25 protein-coding genes are annotated in these 22,541 nt (G+C 69.5%); 11 read left to right on the top strand and 14 right to left on the bottom strand.

Translation table 11 applies throughout. The features are described from left to right. The first annotated feature begins 73 nt into the window (after positions 1 to 73). Both ACZ6ZP_RS04135 and ACZ6ZP_RS04130 read left to right on the top strand, forming a co-directional pair. On the top strand, positions 74 to 802 hold the full coding sequence (locus ACZ6ZP_RS04135) for a FadR/GntR family transcriptional regulator (protein WP_469405797.1): 729 nt from the start codon (positions 74 to 76) through the stop codon (positions 800 to 802). A gap of 14 nt (positions 803 to 816) precedes the next feature. Beyond that, on the top strand, positions 817 to 2,697 hold the full coding sequence (locus tag ACZ6ZP_RS04130; RefSeq protein WP_469405460.1) for a beta-galactosidase: 1,881 nt from the start codon (positions 817 to 819) through the stop codon (positions 2,695 to 2,697). A 222-nt stretch (positions 2,698 to 2,919) separates the two neighbouring features. On the opposite strand, the gene ACZ6ZP_RS04125 is transcribed toward ACZ6ZP_RS04130, so the two are convergent. Together ACZ6ZP_RS04125 and ACZ6ZP_RS04120 are read right to left on the bottom strand one after the other, a co-directional pair. Beyond that, positions 2,920 to 3,267 (bottom strand): hypothetical protein, encoded by a 348-nt coding sequence (locus ACZ6ZP_RS04125; RefSeq protein ID WP_399977536.1) that lies wholly within the window; start codon positions 3,265 to 3,267, stop codon positions 2,920 to 2,922. A gap of 357 nt (positions 3,268 to 3,624) precedes the next feature. After that, the gene (locus ACZ6ZP_RS04120; RefSeq protein ID WP_469405459.1) at positions 3,625 to 4,215 is read right to left on the bottom strand and encodes a hypothetical protein; all 591 of its coding nucleotides are present in this window, start codon (positions 4,213 to 4,215) and stop codon (positions 3,625 to 3,627) included. Between the two features lie 84 nt (positions 4,216 to 4,299). Between ACZ6ZP_RS04120 and ACZ6ZP_RS04115 the strand changes: the two genes are divergently transcribed. Then, complete coding sequence (locus ACZ6ZP_RS04115; protein WP_399977541.1) at positions 4,300 to 4,809, top strand: GNAT family N-acetyltransferase; 510 nt, start codon at positions 4,300 to 4,302, stop codon at positions 4,807 to 4,809. A 455-nt stretch (positions 4,810 to 5,264) separates the two neighbouring features. Here ACZ6ZP_RS04115 and ACZ6ZP_RS04110 read toward each other — a convergent pair whose 3' ends face one another. Together ACZ6ZP_RS04110 and ACZ6ZP_RS04105 are read right to left on the bottom strand one after the other, a co-directional pair. Then, positions 5,265 to 5,465 (bottom strand): DUF397 domain-containing protein, encoded by a 201-nt coding sequence (locus ACZ6ZP_RS04110; protein ID WP_399977544.1) that lies wholly within the window; start codon positions 5,463 to 5,465, stop codon positions 5,265 to 5,267. Next, the gene (locus ACZ6ZP_RS04105) at positions 5,447 to 6,280 is read right to left on the bottom strand and encodes a helix-turn-helix domain-containing protein (RefSeq protein ID WP_399977547.1); all 834 of its coding nucleotides are present in this window, start codon (positions 6,278 to 6,280) and stop codon (positions 5,447 to 5,449) included. The genes ACZ6ZP_RS04110 and ACZ6ZP_RS04105 overlap by 19 nt, the downstream gene beginning before the upstream one ends. 327 nt (positions 6,281 to 6,607) lie before the next feature. On the opposite strand from ACZ6ZP_RS04105, the gene ACZ6ZP_RS04100 reads away from it, so the two are divergent. Together ACZ6ZP_RS04100 and ACZ6ZP_RS04095 are read left to right on the top strand one after the other, a co-directional pair. Next, the gene (locus ACZ6ZP_RS04100; RefSeq protein ID WP_366462073.1) at positions 6,608 to 6,829 is read left to right on the top strand and encodes a hypothetical protein; all 222 of its coding nucleotides are present in this window, start codon (positions 6,608 to 6,610) and stop codon (positions 6,827 to 6,829) included. A 54-nt stretch (positions 6,830 to 6,883) separates the two neighbouring features. Then, positions 6,884 to 7,507, top strand: coding sequence for a DUF1266 domain-containing protein (locus ACZ6ZP_RS04095; RefSeq protein WP_366462031.1), 624 nt, complete (start codon positions 6,884 to 6,886; stop codon positions 7,505 to 7,507). A gap of 6 nt (positions 7,508 to 7,513) precedes the next feature. Here ACZ6ZP_RS04095 and ACZ6ZP_RS04090 read toward each other — a convergent pair whose 3' ends face one another. Then, positions 7,514 to 8,191 (bottom strand): AIM24 family protein, encoded by a 678-nt coding sequence (locus ACZ6ZP_RS04090; RefSeq protein WP_469405455.1) that lies wholly within the window; start codon positions 8,189 to 8,191, stop codon positions 7,514 to 7,516. Between the two features lie 112 nt (positions 8,192 to 8,303). Between ACZ6ZP_RS04090 and recO the strand changes: the two genes are divergently transcribed. Both recO and ACZ6ZP_RS04080 read left to right on the top strand, forming a co-directional pair. Continuing rightward, on the top strand, positions 8,304 to 9,056 hold the full coding sequence (gene recO, locus ACZ6ZP_RS04085; protein WP_351160317.1) for a DNA repair protein RecO: 753 nt from the start codon (positions 8,304 to 8,306) through the stop codon (positions 9,054 to 9,056). A 52-nt stretch (positions 9,057 to 9,108) separates the two neighbouring features. Further along, entirely contained in the window at positions 9,109 to 9,930 is an 822-nt protein-coding gene (locus ACZ6ZP_RS04080; protein ID WP_351160314.1) for an isoprenyl transferase, read from the top strand. Between the two features lie 72 nt (positions 9,931 to 10,002). Here ACZ6ZP_RS04080 and ACZ6ZP_RS04075 read toward each other — a convergent pair whose 3' ends face one another. The 4 genes from ACZ6ZP_RS04075 to ACZ6ZP_RS04060 are packed head-to-tail and all read right to left on the bottom strand — an operon-like array spanning position 10,003 to position 13,244. Continuing rightward, positions 10,003 to 10,458 (bottom strand): Fur family transcriptional regulator, encoded by a 456-nt coding sequence (locus ACZ6ZP_RS04075; protein WP_351160311.1) that lies wholly within the window; start codon positions 10,456 to 10,458, stop codon positions 10,003 to 10,005. Between the two features lie 37 nt (positions 10,459 to 10,495). Next, positions 10,496 to 11,413: a metal ABC transporter permease gene (locus ACZ6ZP_RS04070; protein ID WP_351160308.1), complete on the bottom strand. Its 918-nt coding sequence runs from the start codon at positions 11,411 to 11,413 to the stop codon at positions 10,496 to 10,498. A 2-nt stretch (positions 11,414 to 11,415) separates the two neighbouring features. Continuing rightward, positions 11,416 to 12,216, bottom strand: coding sequence for a metal ABC transporter ATP-binding protein (locus tag ACZ6ZP_RS04065; RefSeq protein ID WP_351160306.1), 801 nt, complete (start codon positions 12,214 to 12,216; stop codon positions 11,416 to 11,418). Positions 12,217 to 12,251: 35 nt separating this feature from the next. After that, positions 12,252 to 13,244: a metal ABC transporter substrate-binding protein gene (locus tag ACZ6ZP_RS04060; RefSeq protein WP_351160303.1), complete on the bottom strand. Its 993-nt coding sequence runs from the start codon at positions 13,242 to 13,244 to the stop codon at positions 12,252 to 12,254. A 189-nt stretch (positions 13,245 to 13,433) separates the two neighbouring features. Here ACZ6ZP_RS04060 and ACZ6ZP_RS04055 point away from each other — a divergent pair, with 189 nt between their 5' ends. Next, positions 13,434 to 14,813, top strand: coding sequence for a glycine--tRNA ligase (locus ACZ6ZP_RS04055; protein WP_351160301.1), 1,380 nt, complete (start codon positions 13,434 to 13,436; stop codon positions 14,811 to 14,813). A gap of 98 nt (positions 14,814 to 14,911) precedes the next feature. Beyond that, the gene (locus ACZ6ZP_RS04050) at positions 14,912 to 15,118 is read left to right on the top strand and encodes a hypothetical protein (protein ID WP_351160298.1); all 207 of its coding nucleotides are present in this window, start codon (positions 14,912 to 14,914) and stop codon (positions 15,116 to 15,118) included. A 19-nt stretch (positions 15,119 to 15,137) separates the two neighbouring features. Here ACZ6ZP_RS04050 and ACZ6ZP_RS04045 read toward each other — a convergent pair whose 3' ends face one another. The 5 genes from ACZ6ZP_RS04045 to ACZ6ZP_RS04025 form a co-directional block, all read right to left on the bottom strand. Beyond that, positions 15,138 to 15,728, bottom strand: coding sequence for a TetR/AcrR family transcriptional regulator (locus ACZ6ZP_RS04045; RefSeq protein ID WP_361462467.1), 591 nt, complete (start codon positions 15,726 to 15,728; stop codon positions 15,138 to 15,140). A gap of 24 nt (positions 15,729 to 15,752) precedes the next feature. Next, complete coding sequence (locus ACZ6ZP_RS04040) at positions 15,753 to 16,769, bottom strand: aldo/keto reductase (RefSeq protein ID WP_469405451.1); 1,017 nt, start codon at positions 16,767 to 16,769, stop codon at positions 15,753 to 15,755. A 62-nt stretch (positions 16,770 to 16,831) separates the two neighbouring features. Beyond that, positions 16,832 to 17,263, bottom strand: coding sequence for a protein-tyrosine phosphatase family protein (locus ACZ6ZP_RS04035; protein WP_361462470.1), 432 nt, complete (start codon positions 17,261 to 17,263; stop codon positions 16,832 to 16,834). Positions 17,264 to 17,328: 65 nt separating this feature from the next. Then, complete coding sequence (locus ACZ6ZP_RS04030) at positions 17,329 to 18,813, bottom strand: MFS transporter (protein ID WP_361462473.1); 1,485 nt, start codon at positions 18,811 to 18,813, stop codon at positions 17,329 to 17,331. 80 nt (positions 18,814 to 18,893) lie between these two features. Then, positions 18,894 to 20,423: an MFS transporter gene (locus tag ACZ6ZP_RS04025; RefSeq protein WP_469405449.1), complete on the bottom strand. Its 1,530-nt coding sequence runs from the start codon at positions 20,421 to 20,423 to the stop codon at positions 18,894 to 18,896. Positions 20,424 to 20,476: 53 nt separating this feature from the next. Here ACZ6ZP_RS04025 and ACZ6ZP_RS04020 point away from each other — a divergent pair, with 53 nt between their 5' ends. Together ACZ6ZP_RS04020 and dusB are read left to right on the top strand one after the other, a co-directional pair. Beyond that, positions 20,477 to 21,364 (top strand): helix-turn-helix transcriptional regulator, encoded by an 888-nt coding sequence (locus tag ACZ6ZP_RS04020; RefSeq protein ID WP_351160281.1) that lies wholly within the window; start codon positions 20,477 to 20,479, stop codon positions 21,362 to 21,364. Positions 21,365 to 21,410: 46 nt separating this feature from the next. Beyond that, complete coding sequence (gene dusB, locus ACZ6ZP_RS04015; RefSeq protein ID WP_351160279.1) at positions 21,411 to 22,541, top strand: tRNA dihydrouridine synthase DusB; 1,131 nt, start codon at positions 21,411 to 21,413, stop codon at positions 22,539 to 22,541.

The raw sequence follows: 22,541 nt of genomic DNA, 5'->3' as shown, positions 1-22,541 counted from the left end.
ACGGATCCGAATCCGGCCCCTGCGGAACGATGTTGGTCCGGAGGTGGGACGTGGGATGTCATCCGTGCCTACGATGTGCCGCATGCCTCAGGAGCCAGTCCGCGAACGGCGTGTGGGCAGTCAAGTCCAGCGCGAAATAATGCAGTTGATCCTCGACAGAAGGCTGCGGCCGGGCGCGCTTCTGCCCACCGAGGCCGAGCTGATGGAGGAGCTGGGGGTCAGCAGGAACTCGGTGCGCGAGGCGCTCAAGGCGCTCCAGGCCCTGGACATCGTGGAGATCAGGCACGGCTACGGAACGTATGTGGGACAGGCGTCACTGACCCCGCTGGCGGACGGCCTCACGTTCCGCGCGCTCGTGCAACGGGCGGACGACACGCATGCGCTGGCGGAGATCCTTCAGGTGCGGGAGGTCCTCGAGGAGGGCCTGGTGCGGCGGGTGACGGTGCTGCTCTCGGACGAGGAGCTGTGTCAACTGGAAGCGCTGGTGCGGAAGATGGAGGAGTCGGCGGACGGGGGCGCGGCCTTCCCCGAACTGGACCGCGAGTTCCACGAGACGCTCTACCGCTCGCTCGGCAACGAACTGGTGCCGCAGCTGCTCGGCGCGTTCTGGAACGTCTTCCACCGGGTGGCGGGCGTGCGGGGCTGGGCGCGCGACCCGGCGCCGGAGGTGACGGTGAGCAGGCACCGGGACATCGTGACGGCGCTGCGGGCACGGGACGTGGAGCGGGCGCAGCGGGCGATGGCGGATCACTTCCGGGGGATCGCGGCGCGGTCGGGACAGGAGGCGAGGGGTGTGGGATGAGGGAGGGGTGCGGGGTGAGACTGGGTCACTTCTATGACCGGGTGTCGTCGCTGGGATATGGCGGCGACTACAACCCGGAGCAGTGGGGCCCGGAAGTGCACGTAGAGGATCAGGAGTTGATGCATGAGGCGGGCGTGAACCTGGTGACGCTCGGGATCTTCTCGTGGGCGAAGACGGAGCCGGCTCCGGGTACGTACGACTTCGCGTGGCTGGACGGGCACATGGACCGCCTGGCGGAGGGGGGAGTGGCGGTGAGCCTGGCGACGATGACGGCGTCACCGCCGCCCTGGCTGACGCGGCTGCACCCCTCGACCCTCCCGGTGACGGAGGACGGCACGCGCCTGCACCCCGGCTCGCGCCAGCACTGGTGCCCGTCGAGCCCGGTCTACCGCCGCCATGCGGTGCGCCTGACGGAACGCCTGGCCACGCGCTACGGCAAGCATCCCGCGCTCGCCCTCTGGCACATCGGCAACGAATACGGCTGTCACATCTCGCGCCACTGCCACTGCGAGGTGTCGACGGCGGCGTTCCGCAGGTGGCTGCGGCAGCGCTACGGGACGGTGGCGGCGCTGAACGACGCCTGGTCCACGGACTTCTGGTCGCAGCGCTACGGCACGTTCGAGGAGATCCACACCCCGCGCAAGGCCCCGTCGTTCCGCAACCCGGCCCAGCAACTGGACTACTGGCGCTTCTCGTCGGACGAGCTTCTGGCGTGCTACTTGGCGGAGAAGGAGGTCCTGACCAGCATCACGCCAGCGGTGCCGGTGACGACGAACTTCGTCCCGATCGCGAAGACGCTGGACCTCTTCAGCTGGGCCCCGCACCTGGACGTGGTGTCGTACGACTCGTACCCGGACCCGCACGATCCGGACGCGCTCCACCGGACGGCGTTCTCGTACGACGTGATGCGAGGCCTGAAGGGCGGGCAGCCGTGGCTGCTCCTGGAGCAGGCGCCGGGCGCGGTGAACTGGCGCGAGCGCAACGGCAGGAAGCCGCCGGGCCGGATGCGCCTGGACAGCTGGCAGGCGGTGGCGCACGGGGCGGACTCGGTGCTGTTCTTCCAGTGGCGGCAGTCGCGCGGGGGAGCGGAGAAGTTCCACTCGGCGATGGTGCCGCACGGGGGCAGGGAGAGCCGGATCTTCAGGGAGGTGACGGCCCTGGGAGCGGAACTGGCGGAGTACCCGGAGCTGATGGCCTCCCGCCCCGAGCGGGCGGACGCGGCACTCCTCCTGGACTGGCCGAGCTGGTGGGCCCTGGAACTGGACGCGCACCCCAGCAAGGACGTGACGCTCCTGGACGCGGCCCTGGCCCACCACAAGCCGCTGTACGACGCGTCGGTGGCGTGCGACGTGGTGTCGGCCGAGGCAGACGCGACCGACTACCGCTTGCTCCTGATCCCCAACCTCTACTCGGTAACGACGGAAGCTGCGGAACGCATCGACGCCTACGTACGGGGTGGCGGCACGGTGGTCATGTCCTACTTCTCAGGAATCACGGACGAACACGACAGAGTCCACCTGGGCGGCTACCCGGCCCCGTTCCGCGCGCTGCTGGGCCTGAGGGTGGAGGAGTTCGCCCCGAGGGCGGACGGAACCTGGTCGGAGGAGATCCATCTGGAGGGCGCGGAGGCGGTGCTCTCGTTCCCCGACACCGGCACCCCATCGGTGACCCGCCACCCGTACGGAGAGGGAGTCGCCTGGTACCTGGGCACGCGTCCCGCCCCGAAGGAGATGCGGGAGTTGCTGGACAGGGTGCGAGGGGAGTGCGGGGTATCCCCGACCCTGCCGGACATCCCGGAGGGGGTGCAGGTGAGGACGAGGGTGACGGGGGCGGGGGAGCGGCTGCATGTGCGACTGGACCCGAGGGACAACTCGGTGGGGGTGCTCCGGGTCTGAGGCTGAGCCCCCCATCCGGGTTTAGTGACCGCTAGAGCACGCGCCTGGGGTGCGAGAAGGAGCGCGGCAAGTGAGCGGACACATCAAGTGGTCGTCGTCCAGCGGACACCGCGAGCGGGCGGAGGAGCTATCGGGGGGTTGTGACGCGTTCCTCGAAGGCGCCGAACGCATGCTCGCCGAGGCTCGCGCGTGGCGGCTTGCCGAGACGCGTCAGGAGCGCGGCTACACCCAGGCGCAAGTGGCCGAGCGCATGCCTTCACGGACCCCCAAATAGACTTTCCCGGGCGCGAGGTGCGGCCCGCTCACCTCATCGGCGCCGGCGACGAGCGCGAGCCAGCGCAGTTCGCCGCAGGCAAAGAAGGATTCGCCCCAACTGTCGACCCAGATACGGATGCTGCCTTCCGCCGACCGCGTCAGATCCCACCAGGCCCAGCCCCGGGTCTCGGACTCGGGGTCGAACTCGTAGAGCCACTCCTGAAGCCTCCAGGATCCACCCTGGAACGCGGAGTTGTAGTGCTCCCTGCCGCCCCTCGCGAATTCAGGGGCTTCCAGGAACAGGGGGCTGCTCACAGCGGCGAACCACTGAGGGACGGCCTCTACGGGCAGGTCGGTTTTCGAATCCTTCGGAGAGGGCCAGAGCCAACGCAGCGTCGAGAACGGACCGTAGGTGATCCGCGTAATCGTCGGCCGACACAGTCGGTGTCACATCGAAGAAGCTCAGCACCGGCGGTGTGTCCTGGAGGGGCGGTCGCCGGGCAACGCGGAGCCTCTCCCGCTCGATGTCCTCGATCTCGTGCATCATGTCACTGGGGTTCCTCATCAGCCTTCTTGAACGACGCGCCCAAGGTACTTGGCCACTTCTCCTGAATTCGTCGAGCATGCCGCTAGGGCGGCCGCTGCCCGCCGGGCAAGAAGGAGCGGGACCGGCTACGCGTCGAGGTTCTCGCGGAGTGCGTCGACGACGTGCTCCGGTGAGAACTCAAGGAGCCAGCCCATGAACCGCACGCCGTACTCGTCGCGCGCGCGATAGAAGATGGCGTCGCCATCCTCGGGCGCGGTCAGGCCGAACCTCTCCTCCAGCCAAGCGAGATATTCCGTGTGCGCCACGCTGTGCTCCTCGTCCTCGGCCCACTCCCAGTCGGGCAGATACCACTCGTGGTCGATGGCCAGCAGCCGGAACAGGTCCCGCAGGCCGAACGCCACGACATCGAGATCACCCTCGTCACCGAAGAGGATCACAGGCAGAGTCGCGAGATCGGCGCGGTCGTCGCAGCACCACAGCGCGTAGAACGACCCGGAGCCGGTGGCCTGCGCGAAGGGCACAAGGCGGTCCAGGCGGGCCCGCGACTCCGGGGAGTCGGTCACACCCAGCCACTCGACGAGGCCGGAGTCGCGCCGACCGTACTCGTACATCTCGAACCCGTCGGCGAATCCCGCCTTCCCCGGCCCGTCGTGGAACTCCTTGAGCAGGTTCAGTTCGGGTATGGGTGAGTAGGTGTTGCCCATGGCGTGGTCCACGGCCTCTCCTCGATGAGGGGCGGTTCGGACGACGGACGCTACCGCCCGGCACTGACAGCGACTGCCTCGCGCTAGGTTTCAGCCATGCCCGAACTCCAGCGTCTGCGCCGCGATCACGCTCCCGCCGTGCTCGCCTTCGAGCGCGAGAACCGCGACTACTTCGCGAAGTCCGTGCCTGACCGTGGCGATGCCTACTTCGATGAGTTCGACGTGCGGCATGCCGCCCTGCTCGCCGAACAGGACGCCGGGGACTGCCACTTCCACGTCCTGGTCGATGGGGACGGCGCCGTGCTGGGGCGGGTCAATCTCGTCGACGTGACGGAGGGCGAGGCTGAGCTCGGATATCGCATCGCCGAGAGCGCGGCGGGGCGCGGCCTCGCCACCACTGCCGTACGCCGGCTGTGCGAGCTGGCCGCCGCCGAGTACGGGCTGACCGCGCTGCGTGCCGCGACGTACGCCGACAACGCCGGGTCCCGTGCGGTGCTTGAGCGTACGGGGTTCGTTGTGGTGGGGGAGGAGCCGCTGCCTCTCGACGGGCGAACGGAGGTCCGCTACCGCCGGGAGTTCGCAGCCGACAGCCTTACCGGCCGCTGATCGGGCACTTGTTAAGCGGGGGTCCGGCACCTATTTCCGAGAAGGCGCATCCGGCAACGCGTGCGCCCCCCTTCTGTCAGAACACAACTTTGCAAAGTAGGTGCGCCACACCGCGTGGTCCGGCCGGTAGGCGCTTGACGAAGCCGGGACTGGGTCCCGGGCGGATCGCGCATCCCTCATCCCTCGGGGTGCCCTGCGACGTACCGGTCCGCACCCGGCAGTGAAACCCCACGGCCCTGCGGGAGTGGTCGAGAGTCCCGCCCCTCGGGCCGTCCGGTCGTCTTCCCTCGCGCGGTGGAGGGACGGGTGTCAAGGGTGGAGCGCAGCGCAATCGGCGAAGCCGACGCGACGGTAGGAGCGCCCTTGACTCCCGGCCCGGAACCGCCAACCTCGGGACAACCGGGCGGCCCCGGTACCGAAGTGCCGCAGGCCCACCGAAGCCCCCGCCTCGGGCGTCAGCTGACTGTGCGGACGTCCAGGACAAACGCGGACCAGGCTTCGGCGCCGAGCAACAGGGCTGGGCCCTCGGGGTTCTTGCTGTCCCGTACCGGGACGATGCCGGGGACTCCGTCGGCGACCTCGACGCAGTTGTCGCTGTCGCCGCTGCTGTACGTGCTCTTGCGCCAGCGGGCGTTGCTCAGGTCGTACTCGCGCATCGTCTGTAGTCCTCCGCCACCGATTCGATCAGGGCCAGGGACGCCTTCGGCGACTCTGAGACGGCCCTGAGCAGATCGTAAGCCGCCTGCACGTGCTTCACCACAGCTGGATCGTCCAGCAGATTTCCCGAATTCACGCCCTCTGTATAGACAGTTGGCGGCGCATCCTCGAACTCCATGAGCTTCATCATCTTGCCCATCTTTGGGTACGCACCCGCAGCGAACCGGATCACCTGCACTAGTACCTTGCGCTCCCGCATCATCGACGCAAGAAGGTCCAGTTGCCCCGCCATAGTTGCTGCCCCGCCGACGGGGGTGCGCAGGACGGCCTCATGGACGATCGCCCAATACACGGGCCGTGCAGTTCCCTTGAGGACCTCGGCGCGATCCATCCGTGCCCGCAGCAACTCTTGGACGTACTCCTCCGTGGCCAGCGGGTTGCTTGCCACGAAGAGGGCGCGTGCGTACTCGGGTGTCTGTAGGAGCCCTGGGATCAGTGCCGGTTCGAACTCGCAGAGCTTGGTCGCCAGCCGCTCCAGCTCTGCGGCGTGCGCAAAATAGCCCGTATACGGCTGATCCTTAATCAGCTTGCGGCACATCCGCTCGAAAATACCGTCCGATTGCAGCACCTCATCGATCCGCTGCGCAACATCCAACTGCGGCTTGCGAATGGCCTGTTCGAATTGGCCGATGTACGCGCCGGACACGAAAACCTGAAGCCCCAGCGCGGACTGCGTGAGCCCCGCGTCCTCGCGCCGCCGCTTCAGCTCTGCCCCGAAGAACTCCCACGCGGCCTGTCGCGAACCATTGGCCATGGCCAACCACCCTCCGCTGCGCAGCAGTTGTAGAGCACAGACTCCTGTCGAGTGTAGGCCGGACGCGTCACCATCGAGACACGAAGCGTGAAATCCGATGGGAAAGGGGAGCCACGTCATGGCTGTTAGCAAGGTGCACTCGACGCAATGCGTCGAAGAAGCGGAGGAGACCGTGAAGGAATTGCGTGCTGCGCTCGCACGGGCCGGAATTATTCTTCCGTCATTGCGGATCGACCCCACATCTTGGGCCCGTGAGGCCCCCTGTCCGCACATTGAATTGGGGCACGCGCCACTGCCACGCGGCGCGGGCGAAGGCGAGGGCCCGAAGTGAACCTCCACCTGCCCATCGGCGCCTACGCCGTCGACACCAGCACCGGCCAGGTCGGCAGGGTCATGGGCCACGAAGGGCCCTACATCCAGCTCCGCCCCTTCGGCGGCGGACGGGAGTGGGACTGCGCGCCCGACGCGCTCAGAACCGCCACCGACTCGGAGCGGCTGCGCGCCGCCACCGCCTATGCGAACGCACGGAGCCGGGGCGAGGTCCCGTGACGTAGGAGAAGCACCGTGACGTAGGCGAAGTCCCGTGACGTATGGTGCGGGCGCATGGCCATATGGAAGTGGAGCAAGCCGAAGGTCGAGTCCAGGTACCCGACACCGCTCACCGTGCACCAGCTGTGGATGGTGTCGCTGGGCGCACCGGTGAGCCGGGACAAGGACGCATCCCGGACGACGCTGTATCCGTTCACCCGCGTCGACGACGCCAAGGCCGAGAAGTGGCTGGCCGAGCAGTGGGAGATCACCGCGCCCGAGCAGCTGCTCGGGCGCCTGGGCGGTCTCGCGAACACCGGCTACCGCGCCATGGCCCAGCGGCGCACCGGCGTCGCACCCCTGGCCTGGGACATCGCGCTCTACGTGGACATCGCACGGCGCGGCTTCGCCTGCGGGATGCTGAGCGAGGTCGACACCTGGAACCGGCTCAAGAACATCGTGCCGAGGGTCGCGGGGACGTACGCCTCCTGGGAGGAGTACGCCGACCACTACCTCCTCGGCAGGCAGGTCTGGCAGGAGAGCCTCAGGGGCACGCGGGACGAGAGCTTCCCCGCGCCCCAGGCCGCCTCCGACGCCCACCTGCAGGCGCTCCTGGACCCGGCGAACCGCACGAGCCCGTGGAACCTCGCCCCCTGGGAAGCCATCGGCCACCCCGACCGGCCCCGCCCCGCCCGCTAGAGAGGGCTAGTGCTGCTGCGGCTTCTGCGGAGTCGCCTCGCTCGGCCGCACGATGACGTACCCCTCGCCCCGCAGCATCAGCTGCACCGCCTCGCCGGAACCGCCCCTGATCATCGAGCCGATGGACTGCGAGCGGTGCAGCGTGGTGTCCAGGTTCGCGGTCCAGCCCACCACCGCGTCCGTGTCCACGTACACCGGCTGCTGGGGCGTCACCGGGATCACCAGCGGGTTGCCCTCGCAGACCAGGCCGAGCTGCCCGGCTCCCGTGAAGACGCTGTTGAAGAGGCCGCCGCCGGTGACGCCCGCGCCCTTCACCGTCTTGATCTCGTACGACAGCGTCGCGTCGAAGCACAGGACGTTGCGGCCGTTGACGGTCAGGACGTCACCCGGCTCTATGTCGACGATGAAGCAGTTCTGCGCCTCGTTCGCGAACCAGGCCTCTCCGTGGCCGCGCACCGCCATCAGCGGGAGACCCTCACCGGTCATCGCCCGCTTGAGCATGCCGCCCACGCCCTGGCCCTTGCGCTCGAACTGCAGGTCACCGCGGTAGGCGATCATCGAGCCCTGCCGCGCGTGCATCTCGCCGTTGACCGCGTACTTGATGGACTTGGCGTTCTGCAGGGTCATCCCGGGGACGACGGACTGCTGCGCCATGTGCTCTGTGGAGAACAGCTCACTCTTCATGCGGGCATTTTGTCAGGTCTGAGTCATATGGCCAGGGGTCGGCGGCGGGGGGTTGCAGAGGGTCGGAGCCACCCCGGCCACGGCTGTCGGCCCCGTACGCGAGAATGGGTCCATGAGTCTGTTCCGTGACGATGGCGTCGTGCTGCGCACCCAGAAGCTGGGTGAGGCGGACCGCATCATCACGCTGCTCACCCGCAGCCACGGCCGGGTGCGCGCCGTCGCCCGCGGCGTGCGGCGCACCAAGTCCAAGTTCGGGGCGCGGCTCGAACCCTTCTCCCACGTCGACGTGCAGTTCTTCGCGCGCGGCAGCGAACTCATCGGGCGCGGGCTTCCGTTGTGCACGCAGAGTGAGACCATCGCTCCGTACGGTGGCGGGATCGTCACGGACTACGCCCGCTACACCGCCGGCACGGCCATGCTGGAGACCGCCGAGCGGTTCACCGACCATGAGGGCGAACCCGCCGTGCAGCAGTATCTGCTGCTCGTGGGCGGGCTGCGGACCCTCGCCAACGGCGAGCACGAGCCGCATCTCATCCTCGACGCGTTCCTTCTCCGCTCCCTCGCCGTGAACGGCTACGCGCCCAGCTTCAGCTCCTGCGCCAAATGCGGAATGCCCGGCCCCAACCGGTTCTTCTCCGTGGCCGCCGGCGGCTCCGTCTGCGTCGACTGCCGGGTGCCCGGCAGCGTCGTACCCTCCTTGGAAGCCCTGGGCCTGCTCGGTGCGCTGCTCACCGGGGACTGGGAGACGGCGGACGCGTGCGAGGCGCGGCACGTCAGGGAGGGCAGCGGTCTCGTCTCCGCCTATCTGCACTGGCACTTGGAGCGCGGGCTCCGCTCGTTGCGGTACGTCGAGAAAACCACGTAAGCACGGTCAGTACGTCAGCACCACACGTCAGCTAGGTAGGAGAGAGCCCCCCATGGCACGTCGCGGAATCCTCGGACGGTCCCGCCGTGAGTACAAGACCCCCGAGCCGCACCCCTCGGGCGCCACACCGCCGAAGATCCCCGGCGAGCTGGTGCCCAAGCACGTGGCGATCGTCATGGACGGCAACGGGCGCTGGGCGAAGGACCGCGGTCTGCCGCGCACCGAGGGGCACAAGGTCGGCGCCGAGCGCGTCCTGGACGTGCTGCAGGGCGGCATCGAGATGGGCGTCGGGGCGATCTCGCTCTACGCCTTCTCCACCGAGAACTGGAAGCGTTCCCCGGACGAGGTGAAGTTCCTGATGAACTTCAACCGCGACTTCATCCGCAAGACCCGCGACCAGCTGGACGAGCTCGGTATCCGGGTGCGCTGGGTGGGCCGGATGCCCAAGCTGTGGAAGTCGGTCGCCAAGGAGCTGGAGATCTCCCAGGAGCAGACCAAGGGCAACGACAAGCTCACCCTGTACTTCTGCATGAACTACGGCGGCCGGGCCGAGATCGCGGACGCCGCGCAGGCCCTCGCCGAGGACGTGAAGGCGGGGCGGCTCGACCCCTCGAAGGTCAGCGAGAAGACCTTCGCGAAGTACCTGTACTACCCGGACATGCCGGACGTCGACCTCTTCCTGCGCCCCAGCGGCGAGCAGCGCACCTCCAACTACCTCCTCTGGCAGAGCGCTTACGCCGAGATGGTCTTCCAGGACGTGCTGTGGCCGGACTTCGACCGCCGCGACCTGTGGCGCGCCTGCCTCGAATACGCCTCGCGCGACCGCCGCTTCGGCGGGGCGATCCCGAACGAGCAGCAGATCGCCGACAGTTAGTCACGCACATACGGAATACGTGAAGGGCCCCCACCGTCGCCCTGACGGTGGGGGCCCTTCACGTACGCATGGCTACTTGCTCGCGCACTCCGCGCACGTGCCGAAGATCTCGACCGTGTGCGCCACGTCCACGTACCCGTGCTCCGAGGCGATCGCCTCGGCCCACTTCTCGACCGCCGGGCCCTCGACCTCGACCGCCTTGCCGCACACCCGGCAGACCAGGTGATGGTGGTGGTCGCCGGTGGAGCAGCGGCGGTAGACCGACTCGCCTTCGTCGGTGCGGAGCACGTCGACCTCGCCGGCGTCGGCGAGGGACTGGAGCGTCCTGTAGACCGTGGTCAGGCCCACCGAATCGCCCTTGTGCTTGAGCATGTCGTGCAGGTCCTGCGCACTGCGGAACTCGTCCACCTCGCCCAGGGCCGCCGCCACAGCGGCGCGCTGCCGGGTGGATCGGCCTCGTACCGGGGGTCCCGCAGCTGTTGTCACAGGTGCCTCCTCAACTGAAAACTCGCACGATCGCCCGCACATCTGTCATATCCCGTCGGGCCATTGTGCCAGCTCGCTCTCAGACGGTGACCTCGTCCGCCGGACGCCGCGCCTCGGGAACGCCCGTCGCGGAGTCCGTGGCGGCGTCCACCGTGCAGGTCGCCTCCGCGGCGGACGCGGCCCGCGCCCGGCGCCGGGCCAGCGGGGTCGCCAGCGCCGTCAGGACGACGAAGACGCCGATCGCCATCAGGACGATGGTCGCTCCGGGCGGCACGTCCTGGTAGTACGACGTGACCGTGCCGGACAGCGTCACGGCGGTGCCGATGACCACCGACAGGACGAACGTCACCTTGAACGAACGGGTGATCTGCTGGGCCGCCGCGACCGGCACCACCATGAGCGCGCTCACCAGGAGCAGGCCCACGACACGCATCGCGACGGTGACCGTCACCGCGGCCGTGACCGCGATGAGGAGGTTGAGCGCGCGCACGGGCAGCCCGGTCACCCGCGCGAACTCCTCGTCCTGGCTCACCGCGAACAGCTGCTTGCGCAGGCCGACCGTGACCAGGACCACAAAGGCCGCCAGCAGGCAGATCGCCGTGACGTCGGAGTCCGAGACCGTCGAGAGCGAGCCGAAGAGGTACGAGGAGAGGTTCGCGTTCGAGCCGGTGTCCGAGAGGTTGATCAGCAGGACACCGCCCGCCATGCCGCCGTAGAAGAGCATCGCGAGCGCGATGTCGCCGCGCGTCTTGCCGTACGCCCTGATCAGCTCCATGGTCACCGCGCCGACGACGGCGATGAGCGTCGCCATCCACACGGGGCTGGAATTGAGCAGGAAGCCGAGGCCGACGCCCGTCATCGCGATGTGGCCGATGCCGTCGCCCATCAGGGCCTGGCGGCGCTGGACGAGGTAGATGCCGATGGCGGGGGCCGTGATGCCGACGAGGACGGCGGCGATCAGCGCCCGCTGCATGAATTCGGTCTGGAGGATTTCCATGATCAGCTCAGCAGTCCCGTGCGGATCGGCTCGTCGGCCGAGTGCGGATGTACGTGGTCGTGGCCGGGCAGCGCGTGCTGTCCGGTGGCCTTGGGCGGCGGCCCGTCGTGCGTCACGCAGCCGTCCCGCAGGACGACCGCGCGGTCGATCAGCGGCTCAAGGGCGCCGAGCTCGTGCAGCACGAGCAGCACCGTCGTACCGGCCGCGACCTGCTCGCGCAGCGTCTGCGCGAGGATCTCCTGGCTGGCCAGGTCGACGCCCGCCATCGGCTCGTCCATGATCAGCAGCTCGGGCTCGGAGGCGAGCGCGCGGGCGATGAGCACGCGCTGGTGCTGGCCGCCGGAGAGGGCGCTCACGGAGTCCTTGGCGCGGTCGGCGAGGCCGACGAGCCCGATGGCCCGGTCGACCGCCGCGCGGTCCGCCCTGCTCGACCAGCCCAGCTTCGACAGCTTCGTACGCGAGAGGCGCCCGGCCGAGACGACCTCGCGGATCGTCGCGGGGACGCCGCTCGCGGCCGTCGTGCGCTGCGGTACGTAGCCGATGCGGGCCCACTGGCGGAAGCGCTTGAGGGGGGTGCCGAAGAGGCTTATGTCGCCGCCGGTGAGGGGGACTTGGCCGATCACGGAGCGGACGGCGGTGGACTTGCCCGAGCCGTTCGCGCCGAGCAGCGCGACGACCTCACCGCGCCTGACGGTGAGGTCGATGCCGCGCAGCACCGGGCGCGCGCCGAGGGTGGCCGCGGCCGCCCTCACCGATATGACGGGCGGGGCCGCTGCCCCGGTCGTGGCTTCCTTGGCTCCCATGGCGTGTGCCTCCGATGCTGCTGCCGGCCGTACGTTCACTTCGCGCCGAGGGCCTTCTGCAGCGCGGCGAGGTTGGACTCCATGACCTCTACATAGTCATCGCCCTTGGACTTGTCCGTGATTCCCTCCAGGGGATCGAGGACATCCGTCTTGAGGCTCGCGTCGTTCGCGAGCGTCTTGGCGGTCTTGTCGCTGGCGAGGGTCTCGAAGAACACCGTGGAGACGTCGTCCTTCTCGGCGATGTCCTGGAGCTCCTTGATGCGGGCGGGGCTCGGGTCCGACTCGGGGTCGACGCCCGCGATGCCCTCCTGCTCCAGGCCGTAGCGCTCGGCGAGGTAGCCGAAGGCGGAGTGGGTGGTGATGAAGGTCTTGGTCCTGGTGTTCTTCAGGCCGTCCTCGAACTTCGTGTTCAGGCCGTCCAACTTCTTGACCAGGGCTTCGGTGTTCTTCTTGTACGCGGCCGCGTGGTCCGGGTCGGCCTTCTCCATGGCCTTGCCGACGCCCTTGGCGACCTCGGCGTACTTCACCGGGTCGAGCCAGATGTGCGGGTCGGTACCGGCCTCGCCTTCGCCCTCGTGGCCGTGCTCTTCCTCGTCGGAGTGCTCGTCGGAGTGCTCTTCGCCTTCGTGGCCGTGGTCGTGGCCGACCTCGGTTCCGTGCTTCTCCAGCTTGGTGAGCTCGGCGGCATCCACGGTGTTCTTCACGCCGGACTGGCCGATGGCGTCGTCGACGGCGGGCTGGATGCCCTTGAGGTAGAGGATGAAGTCCGATTCGCCGAGCGAGGCGGTCTGCCTGGGGCTGAGCTCCAGGTCGTGCGGCTCGACGCCCGGCTTGGTCAGGGTGTCGACGGAGACGTGGTCGCCGCCGATCTCCTTGGCCAGGTACTGCATGGGGTAGAACGACGCCGTCACGTTCAGCTTGCCGTCGTTGTCCGCGGCGCTGGAAGAGGAGCAGGCGGAGAGGGCCGTGAGGCCGAGGACCGTGGCGGAGGCGACGGCGGCGGTGGGTATGAGGCGACGTACGTTCATGACACTCATTTTCAACAAATCTGGAAACGATTGTCAACTAGCCGTCCGATCCGCGACGGGACACACGGCGGATACGTGGTCGATATGCGGCGGATGTGCGGTCGACCGGGAACCGATTTGATTAGGGGGGTAAGGCCGCCGGTAACCTGAAGCATTCGCTTCGCCCACCGTCGTAATGAAGAGAGCACCGTGGCCGCCGACAAGATCGACAGCATCGTCAGCCTGAGCAAGCGCCGTGGCTTTGTTTACCCGTGCAGTGAGATCTACGGCGGCCAGCGTGCCGCCTGGGATTACGGGCCGCTCGGCGTCGAGCTCAAGGAGAACCTCAAGCGCCAGTGGTGGCGCTACATGGTCACTTCGCGTGAGGACGTCGTCGGTATCGACTCGTCGGTGATCCTGGCCACGGAGGTCTGGCAGGCCTCGGGTCACGTCGCGACGTTCTCCGACCCGTTGACCGAGTGCCTCTCCTGCCACAAGCGCCACCGCGCCGACCACCTGGAAGAGGCGTACGAGGCCAAGCACGGCCGTCCGCCGGAGTCCCTGGCCGACGTCAACTGCCCCAACTGCGGCACCAAGGGCCAGTTCACCGAGCCCAAGCAGTTCTCCGGCATGCTCTCCACGCACCTCGGCCCCACGCAGGACAGCGGCTCCGTCGCCTACCTGCGCCCCGAGACCGCGCAGGGCATCTTCACCAACTTCGGCCAGGTCCAGCAGACTTCGCGCAAGAAGCCGCCGTTCGGCATCGCCCAGATGGGCAAGTCCTTCCGCAACGAGATCACGCCCGGCAACTTCATCTTCCGCACCCGCGAGTTCGAGCAGATGGAGATGGAGTTCTTCGTCAAGCCGGGCGAGGACGAGAAGTGGCAGGAGTACTGGATGGAGCAGCGCTGGAACTGGTACACCGGCCTGGGCCTGCGCGAGGAGAACATGCGGTGGTTCGAGCACCCGAAGGAGAAGCTCTCCCACTACTCCAAGCGCACCGCTGACATCGAGTACCGCTTCCGCTTCGGCGGCAGCGAGTGGGGCGAGCTCGAGGGCGTCGCCAACCGCACGGACTACGACCTCTCCGCGCACTCCAAGGCGTCGGGCCAGGACCTGTCCTACTTCGACCAGGAGGCCGGCGAGCGCTGGACCCCGTACGTCATCGAGCCCGCGGCGGGCGTCGGCCGCACCATGCTGGCCTTCCTCCTCGACTCGTACATCGAGGACGAGGCGCCCAACGCCAAGGGCAAGCTGGAGAAGCGGACGGTCATGCGCTTCGACCACCGCATCGCGCCCGTCAAGGTCGCCGTGCTGCCGCTCTCCCGCAACCCGGAGCTCTCGCCGAAGGCCAAGGGCCTGGCGACGGCGCTGCGGCAGAACTGGAACATCGACTTCGACGACGCGGGCGCCATCGGCCGCCGCTACCGCCGCCAGGACGAGATCGGCACGCCGTACTGCGTGACGGTCGACTTCGACACCCTGGACGACAACGCGGTGACGGTGCGCGAGCGTGACTCGATGAAGCAGGAGCGGGTTTCCCTCGACCAGATCGAGGGCTACCTCGCCTCGCGCCTGGTGGGCTGCTGACGTCTGCGTCCCGCTCGGGCGTTCGCCGCTGAGTGAAGGTTGAAAGAAGCCCCCGGTTCCGTATAGGGAACCGGGGGCTTCTGCTGCACACTGGCGCCATGCCTTCGATGACCACGAGCAAGGTCAGCAGATGGGACCAGCACGGGCGCGAGCATGTGGTGCACGTGCAGAAGTCAGGTGTCCAGCGCCAGTTGAGCTGCGACACGTGCGACTGGAGGAAACGGGCCCAGTTCCTGCCCTGGCTGAAGGCGGAAGAACACCTCGCCGAGGCGCATCAGGCGACGGTGGACCCTTCGGTGCCGTGAGCCCTGCGGGCCGGGGCCGCTAGGGACGCAGGCCGCGTACGACCAGGTCGACCACCGCCGTGAAGGCGGGCTCGATGCCGGGCTTCGACCACTCGCCCGCGTACGCGGGGTCGTGGAAGCGGTTGGTGGCGTCGAAGACGGCGCGGGCGGCCAGCGCCGGATCGGGCAGTGGTGACGCCAACTCGCCGCGCTGGACGCCCTCTCCGATGATCACCTCTAGCTGCCCGACCAGTTCACCGATGTGCGCCTCGACGACAGAGCTGCTCTCGCCGAGCAGCACCTCGTACGTGGAGAACAACTCCGGATCGTCGCCCGCCTTGCGGCGCTTGGCCGCGAAGAGTGCTGAGAACCAGCGGCGCAGCCGGACGTCGGAGGACACCGAACGGTCCTCGACGATCAGCACCAACTCACCTGTCGTGCGGTCCAGCCACCGCTTGGTGACCGCCTCCCGCAGTTCCGCCTTCGTACGGAAGTGGCGGTAGACCGTGCCGTGGCTGACCCCGAGCGCGCGGGCCACGTCCACGACGGTGGCCTTCGCCGCGCCATGGCGGCGCAGCATGTCCTCCGTGGCTTCGAGGATGCGCTCGGGGGTCAGGGTGCCGGTTGCCATGACAGTGACCGTACCTGGGGGCGATCAGCGCTCGCTGTCGAGGTGCGCCATCTGTGCCTCCGGGTAGCGCGCGCCCGCGGCGGCGTCCGCGGGGACCGCCTGCTCGATCGCGGCGAGGTCGGACGCGTCGAGCGTCACGTCGAGGGCGCCGAGCGCCTCGGAGAGGCGGTCGCGGCGACGGGCGCCGACGAGCGGGACGATCGAGGCGTCGTGCCGCGGGCCCTGGGCCAGAACCCAGGCGATGGCGGTCTGCGCCACGCTGACGCCCTTCTGCTCGGCGATCTTGCGAAGGGCCTCGACGAGGTCGAGGTTCCGGTCGAGGTTCTCGCCCTGGAAGCGGGGGCTCATCGCACGGAAGTCGTTCGCGGCCAGCTTGCGGTCGCGGGCGAAGTGGCCGGAGATCAGGCCGCGGGAGAGCACTCCGTACGCCGTGATGCCGATGCCGAGCTCACTGACCGTCGGCAGGATCTGGTCCTCGATGCCGCGGGAGATGAGCGAGTACTCGATCTGTACGTCGGAGATGGGGGCGGTGGCGGCGGCGCGGCGGATGGTGTCGGCGCCGACCTCCGAGAGCCCGATGTGCCGGACGTGCCCCTTCTCGACCAGCTCGGCGATCGCGCCGACGGTCTCCTCGACGGGGACGTCGGGGTCGATGCGGGCGATGCGGTAGACGTCGATGTGGTCGACGCCGAGCCGCTGGAGCGAGTACGCGGCGAAGTTCTTGACCGCGGAGGGCCGCCCGTCGTACCCCGCCCAGCCGCCGTCCGGGTCGCGCAGGGCGCCGAACTTGACGCTGGTGAGCGCCTGTTCGCGGCGCGCGGCGGGTGCGGAGCGGAGGGCTTCGCCGATCAGCATTTCGTTGTGACCCATGGCGTAGAAGTCGCCGGTGTCGATGAGGGTGACGCCCGCTTCGAGGGCGGCGTGGATGGTCGCGATGGACTCCGTGCGGTCGGCGTCGCCGTACAGCGCGGACATGCCCATGGCGCCGAGGCCGATGGCGGAGGTCTGGGGGCCGGTGGTTCCGAGGGTGAGAGTACGCATGCATTCACCATGCCATGACAGATGACAGATTTCAATATCTGTCATCTGTCAGTCGTCACCGGTCACCGGTCGAAGCGCGCCACGAATCTGCGCTGCCACGGCGTCTCCACCGCTCGCCTCGCATAGTGCTCCCGCACGTACGCCACCGCCTCGCCGCTCGGCACGCCGTCCAGCACCGCGATGCAGGCCAGCGCCGTGCCCGTGCGGCCCTGGCCGCCCGCGCAGGCGATCTCGACCCGTTCCGTCCCGGACCGCTTCAGTGCCTCGCGCAGGGCCGCAGCCGTTGCGGACCGGTCAGCGGGCAGGCGGAAGTCCGGCCAGCGCAGCCAGCGGGACTCCCAGGGGACGGTGGGGGGTTCCTTGCCCAGGAGGTACAGGGCGAAGTCCGGGGGCGGGCCCTCCGGGAGCGGGTCGCGCAGGCCCCGGCCGCGGATGAGTCGGCCCGAAGGGAGGCGTAGTACGCCTGGTGTCGTGGGGTTCCAAGTCGCCGTCACGGCGCGAGCGTAGTGCGCGTGTGGTGCGCGCGTTCGGCTTCGTGTTCGGTTCAGGGGCTTTCGGTTCAGGGGCGGGGCGAGCGGCGGTCCGCGTGGGGCGTCGTGTTCGCTCGTGGGCCCTGGGGCATGGCCTCCAGGCGTTCCGCCGTCCGGCGTGCCGTCCCCCTCGCCCAGCTGCCGCTCGTCAGGGCGCCGAGGACCAGGACCGCGAGGCCGCACCCCGCGATGATCCACCAGGCGGGGCGGCTCGCCTCCGTGAAGACGGCCGCGTACGACGAACTCCCCACCCCGGATGCCAGGACCGCGCCGATGACCGCGACGCCCAGGGTCTGGCCGATCTGGCGGCTGGTCGATGCCACCGCCGCGGCCACGCCCGCCTGGGAGCGGGGCATCCCGGAGACGGCGGTGTTCGTGATGGGGGCGTTCACGAAGCCGAAGCCCAGGCCGAAGAGGACGTACCCGAGGAAGAGCGTCGCGTTCGTGGTCTCCGCGTCGAAGGCGGCGAACAGGACCCCCGAAACCGTCATCGCGACCCCCGCCACCAGGAGCGGAAGCCGCGGGCCCCGGCTGCCGACCAGGCGGCCCGACAGCGGGGCGCAGATCAGCGTCATCGCGGCCATCGGCAGCATCCACACGCCCGCGTGCAGGGCGTTCAGGCCGCGTACGTTCTGGAGGTAGAGCGTGGAGAGGAAGAGGAAGCCGCCCAGTGCGGCGAAGGCGCTGATGGCGATCACCGTCGCCCCGCTGAACGGCGCCGAGCCGAAGAAGCGCAGGTCGATGAGGGGGTCGGCGCGGCGCGGCTCGTAGGCGAGGAGGCCGAGCAAGGCCAGTAGTGCCGTCGCCGCGAACGTGATGATCAGCGGCGAGGTCCAGCCCGCCGTGGGGGCCTCGATGATCGCGTACGTCAGGGCGCCGAGCAGCACCATGACCAGGAGCTGGCCCACGGGGTCGGGGCGGCGCGGCTTGGGGGCGCGGGACTCGGGGACGTACCGGATGGTGAGGAGCAGCGCCGCGAGGCCGACCGGCAGGTTGATCCAGAAGATGGAGCGCCAGCCGACGGTGTCCACCAGGAGGCCGCCCACCAGCGGGCCCGCCGCCATGGAGATGCCGACCACCCCGCCCCAGACCCCGATGGCGCGGGCCCGCTCGCGGGGCTCGGTGAAGGTGTTCGTGATGATCGACATCGCGACCGGGTTGAGCATGGAGCCGCCGACCGCCTGGAACATGCGGAAGGCCACCAGGGATTCGAGGTTGGGCGCGAGGGAACAGGCCACGGAGGCGACCGTGAAGATCACCAGGCCCACCTTGAAGATCTTCTGCCGTCCCACGCGGTCCGCCGTCGATCCGGCCAGCATCAGGAGCGCGGCGAGGACGAGGGTGTAGGCGTCGATCGTCCACTGCATGCCCGAGATGCTGGTGTCGAACTCCCGCGCCATGGTCGGCAGGGCGACGTTCAGGACGGTGTTGTCGAGGCTGACGATGAGCAGGCTCATGCAGCAGATCGCGAGGACGAGCATGCGTCGGCGGTGCGTGAGCTCTGGCGCTGGCATGAGTTCGACGGTATCCCGGCGGGCTGTGGGCCGCGCCCGTGGGCCGTGCGTCGTACGCGCGCGGACCCTCACCGCCTCCCTCAGCCGAGCCGGCGCGGCAGCCGCAGGCTCAGCAGCGCGAGCCCGACGAGCCCGGCCAGCTGCACCGCGAGCACGACCGCGAACGCGTCCCGCATCCCCAGGCCCGGCACCATGGCCAGGAAGAGCGAGCCGAGCGTGGCGACGCCCAACGCGAGGCAGGACTGCTGGACCGTCGCCGCCAGACCGCTGCCCGCGCCCGCCTTCGACGCGGGCACCGCGGCGAGCACGATGCGGTAGTAGAGGGCGAGCTGCACCCCCTGGCCCACGCCGCACAGGGCGAGGCCGGGGGCGAGGACGAGCGGGCTCAGGGACGCCCACGGCGTCCACAGCACTGTCAGCGCGAGGATCGCGAGACCGGCTCCGTGCACCGCCGCGCACACCGTCAACGCCCGGCTGCCGAGCCGTGTCACCAGGCGCGGGGCGAGCATCGACGCCGCGAACTGCGCGACACCCATGGGGATCAGGGTCAGACCGGCCTTCAAGGGGCTGAAGCCGAGCCACTGCTGGAGCGTCACCGCGCTCACGAACATCCAGCCGGCGAAGCCGGTGAAGATGGGCAGGCCGATGGTGAGACCCCTGCGTACGCCGGGTTCGCGAAGGAGCGAGGGGGGCAGCAGCGGGCTGCCGCCGGTGCGTTCGGCGCGCAGTTCGACGCGGGCGAACGCCCAGGCCAGGAAGGGTGCGGCGGCCAGGGACAGCACCGACCACAGGGGCCAGCCCGCGGCCCGTCCCTCGGTCAGGGGCAGCAGCAGCGCGATCAGGGACGCGGCGAGCAGCAGCGTGCCGCCGATGTCGCTGCGGGTGGGCTGCTCGGCGCGGCTGTCCGGCACGGAGCGCACCGCGCAGAGCAGGGCGGCCACGGCGACGGGCGCGTTCACCAGGAACACCGCGCGCCAGCCGGTGCCCGCCAGGTCGGCGGAGACCAGGACACCGCCGAGCACCTGGCCCAGGACGATGGAGACGCCGCCCACCGAGCCGTAGAGCGCGACCGCCTTGGTCCGCCGCTCGCCCCGCGTCGTCGCGTGGATGGTGGCGAGGACCTGCGGCAGCATCAGCGCGGACGCGGCGCCCTGGGCGACGCGCGCACCCACCAGCCACCAGGCGCCGGGCGCGAGGCCGCAGGCCAGCGAGGTCACGCCGAAGGCGGCGACGCCCCAGAGGAAGAGCCTGCGGCGCCCGTAGGTGTCGCCGAGCCGCCCGCCGAGCACGAGGAGCACGGCGTACGCGACGGCGTAGCCCGCGACGACCATCTCCAGGGTGGCGGGGGACGCGTGCAGGTCGGCCTCGATGCTGGGCAGGGCGACGTTGACGATGAAGAAGTCGATCATCGGGAGCGCCGCGCCGAGCAGAATGGTGACGAGGCCGAGCGGGGTTAGGGCGGGTGCGGCGTCCGGGGCGGACCGGCCGTCCTGGGCGGGCCGGCTGCCCGGGGCCGCGGGGGCGGGCTTGAGGACGTGGGCCGTGGAGTTCGTGAGGTTCACGAGTACGACGGTCGTCGAACCATCAGCCTGGTACCAGAGTCTCTTCATCCTGGTACCCGCACTACCTGGAAACAGGGTCGCCGGGCAGGCAAGCTGATCCCATGGACACCGCAGCGCCGGCGAAGACCGACCGTATCCGCCGCAGTGAGCTCGCCGACTTCCTGCGCAGCCGCCGCGAACGCATCACCCCCGAGCAGGCGGGCCTGCCGCGTGGCCCGCGCCGCCGCACGCCGGGCCTGCGCCGCGAGGAGGTCGCGCACCTCTCCACGGTCGGCGTCACCTGGTACACGTGGCTGGAGCAGGGCCGCGCCATCCACGTGTCGGCGCAGGTGCTCGACGCCCTGTCCCGCGCCCTGATGCTGGACGCCGGTGAGCGCGCCCACCTCTTCCAGCTCGCGGGCACCGCCGACCCCTCACCGGCCGCCGAGATCGCCTCGGTCCCGCAGGGCCTGCTGCGGATCGTCACGCAGCTGGAGCCGTACCCGGCGTGCGTGCAGAACTCCCGCTACGACGTCCTCGCCTACAACGCGACGTACGGAAAGCTCCTCACCGACCTCGACGTGCTGCCGCCCGAGGACCGCAACTGCATGTGGCTGACCTTCACGCACCCCGCCTGGCAGGCCGCCATGGAGGACCGCGAGGAGACGATGCGCCGGATGGTCGCGCGCTTCCGGGCGCGGATGGCCGGGCATCTGGCGGACCCGGCGTGGAAGACGCTGCTCAGGCGGATGCGCAAGGCCTCGCCGCAGTTCTGCGAGCTGTGGGAGCGGCACGAGGTGATGCAGGCGGTGGACCAGTCGAAACGGTTCAACAATGCCGCCGTGGGCCCGCTGCACTTCACGTACCACGGGCTGTGGCTCGGCCCGGCCGAGGGCCCGCGCCTGGGTACGTACGTCCCGGCGGACGCCCGCTCGCAGGCGGCCACGGAGGAGCTGTACCGCCTGGTGAAGGCCGGGCGCGCAAGCAGTCGCGCGGATGAGGGACAATAAGAGGTCTGCCCCCTGCCCAACCGCTCGCCCGGAGGAACCCCGCGCCATGGAGCCCCAGCTTCAGATCGGCCCGCACGCCGTGCGGCCGCCCGTCGTGCTCGCGCCCATGGCGGGCATCACGAACGCGCCGTTCAGGACGCTGTGCCGGGAGTTCAGCGGGGGCAAGGGCCTCTTCGTCAGCGAGATGATCACGACGCGCGCCCTGGTCGAGCGCAACGAGAAGACCATGCAGCTGGTCCACTTCGACGAGACCGAGAAGCCCCGGTCCATCCAGCTGTACGGCGTCGACCCCGCGACCGTCGGCAAGGCGGTCCGCATGATCGCCGAGGAGGACCTCGCCGACCACATCGACCTGAACTTCGGCTGCCCCGTCCCCAAGGTCACCCGCAAGGGCGGCGGCTCCGCGCTCCCGTACAAGAGGCCCCTGCTGCGCGCGATCCTGCGTGAGGCCGTCAGCGGCGCCGGGGACCTGCCCGTCACCATGAAGATGCGCAAGGGCATCAACGACGAGCACATCACCTTCCTGGACGCGGGCCGCATCGCCGTCGAGGAGGGCGTCACGGCGATCGCCCTGCACGGCCGCACCGCCGCCCAGCACTACGGCGGCACCGCCGACTGGGACGCCATCGCCCGCCTCAAGGAGCACGTCCCCGAGATCCCGGTGCTCGGCAACGGCGACATCTGGTCGGCGGCCGACGCGGTCCGCATGATGAAGGAGACCGGCTGCGACGGCGTCGTCGTGGGCCGCGGCTGCCTCGGCCGCCCCTGGCTCTTCGGCGACCTGGTGGCGGCCTTCGAGGGCACGGGCGCGCCCAAGGCCCCGGATCTGCGCGAGGTCTCGAAGGTCATGCTCCGCCACGCGACGCTGCTGGGCGAGTGGATCGGCGACGAGGCACGCGGTGTCATCGACTTCCGCAAGCACGTGGCCTGGTACCTGAAGGGCTTCTCGGTCGGCTCCGAGATGCGCAAGCGCCTCGCGATCACCTCGTCCCTGGCCGAACTGGAGGACGGGCTGGGCGAGTTGGACCTCGACCAGGGCTGGCCGACGGGTGCGGACGGCCCGCGCGGCCGCACGTCGGGCAACAACCGCGTCGTCCTGCCGGACGGCTGGCTGAAGGACCCCTACGACTGTGCGGGCATCAGCGAGGACGCGGAGCTGGACACGTCCGGCGGCTGA

The organism is Streptomyces sp. NPDC054047 (assembly GCF_055585065.1).
The sequence above is the reverse complement of the archived record's forward strand: the minus strand, read 5'-3'. Positions and strand labels throughout refer to the sequence as shown.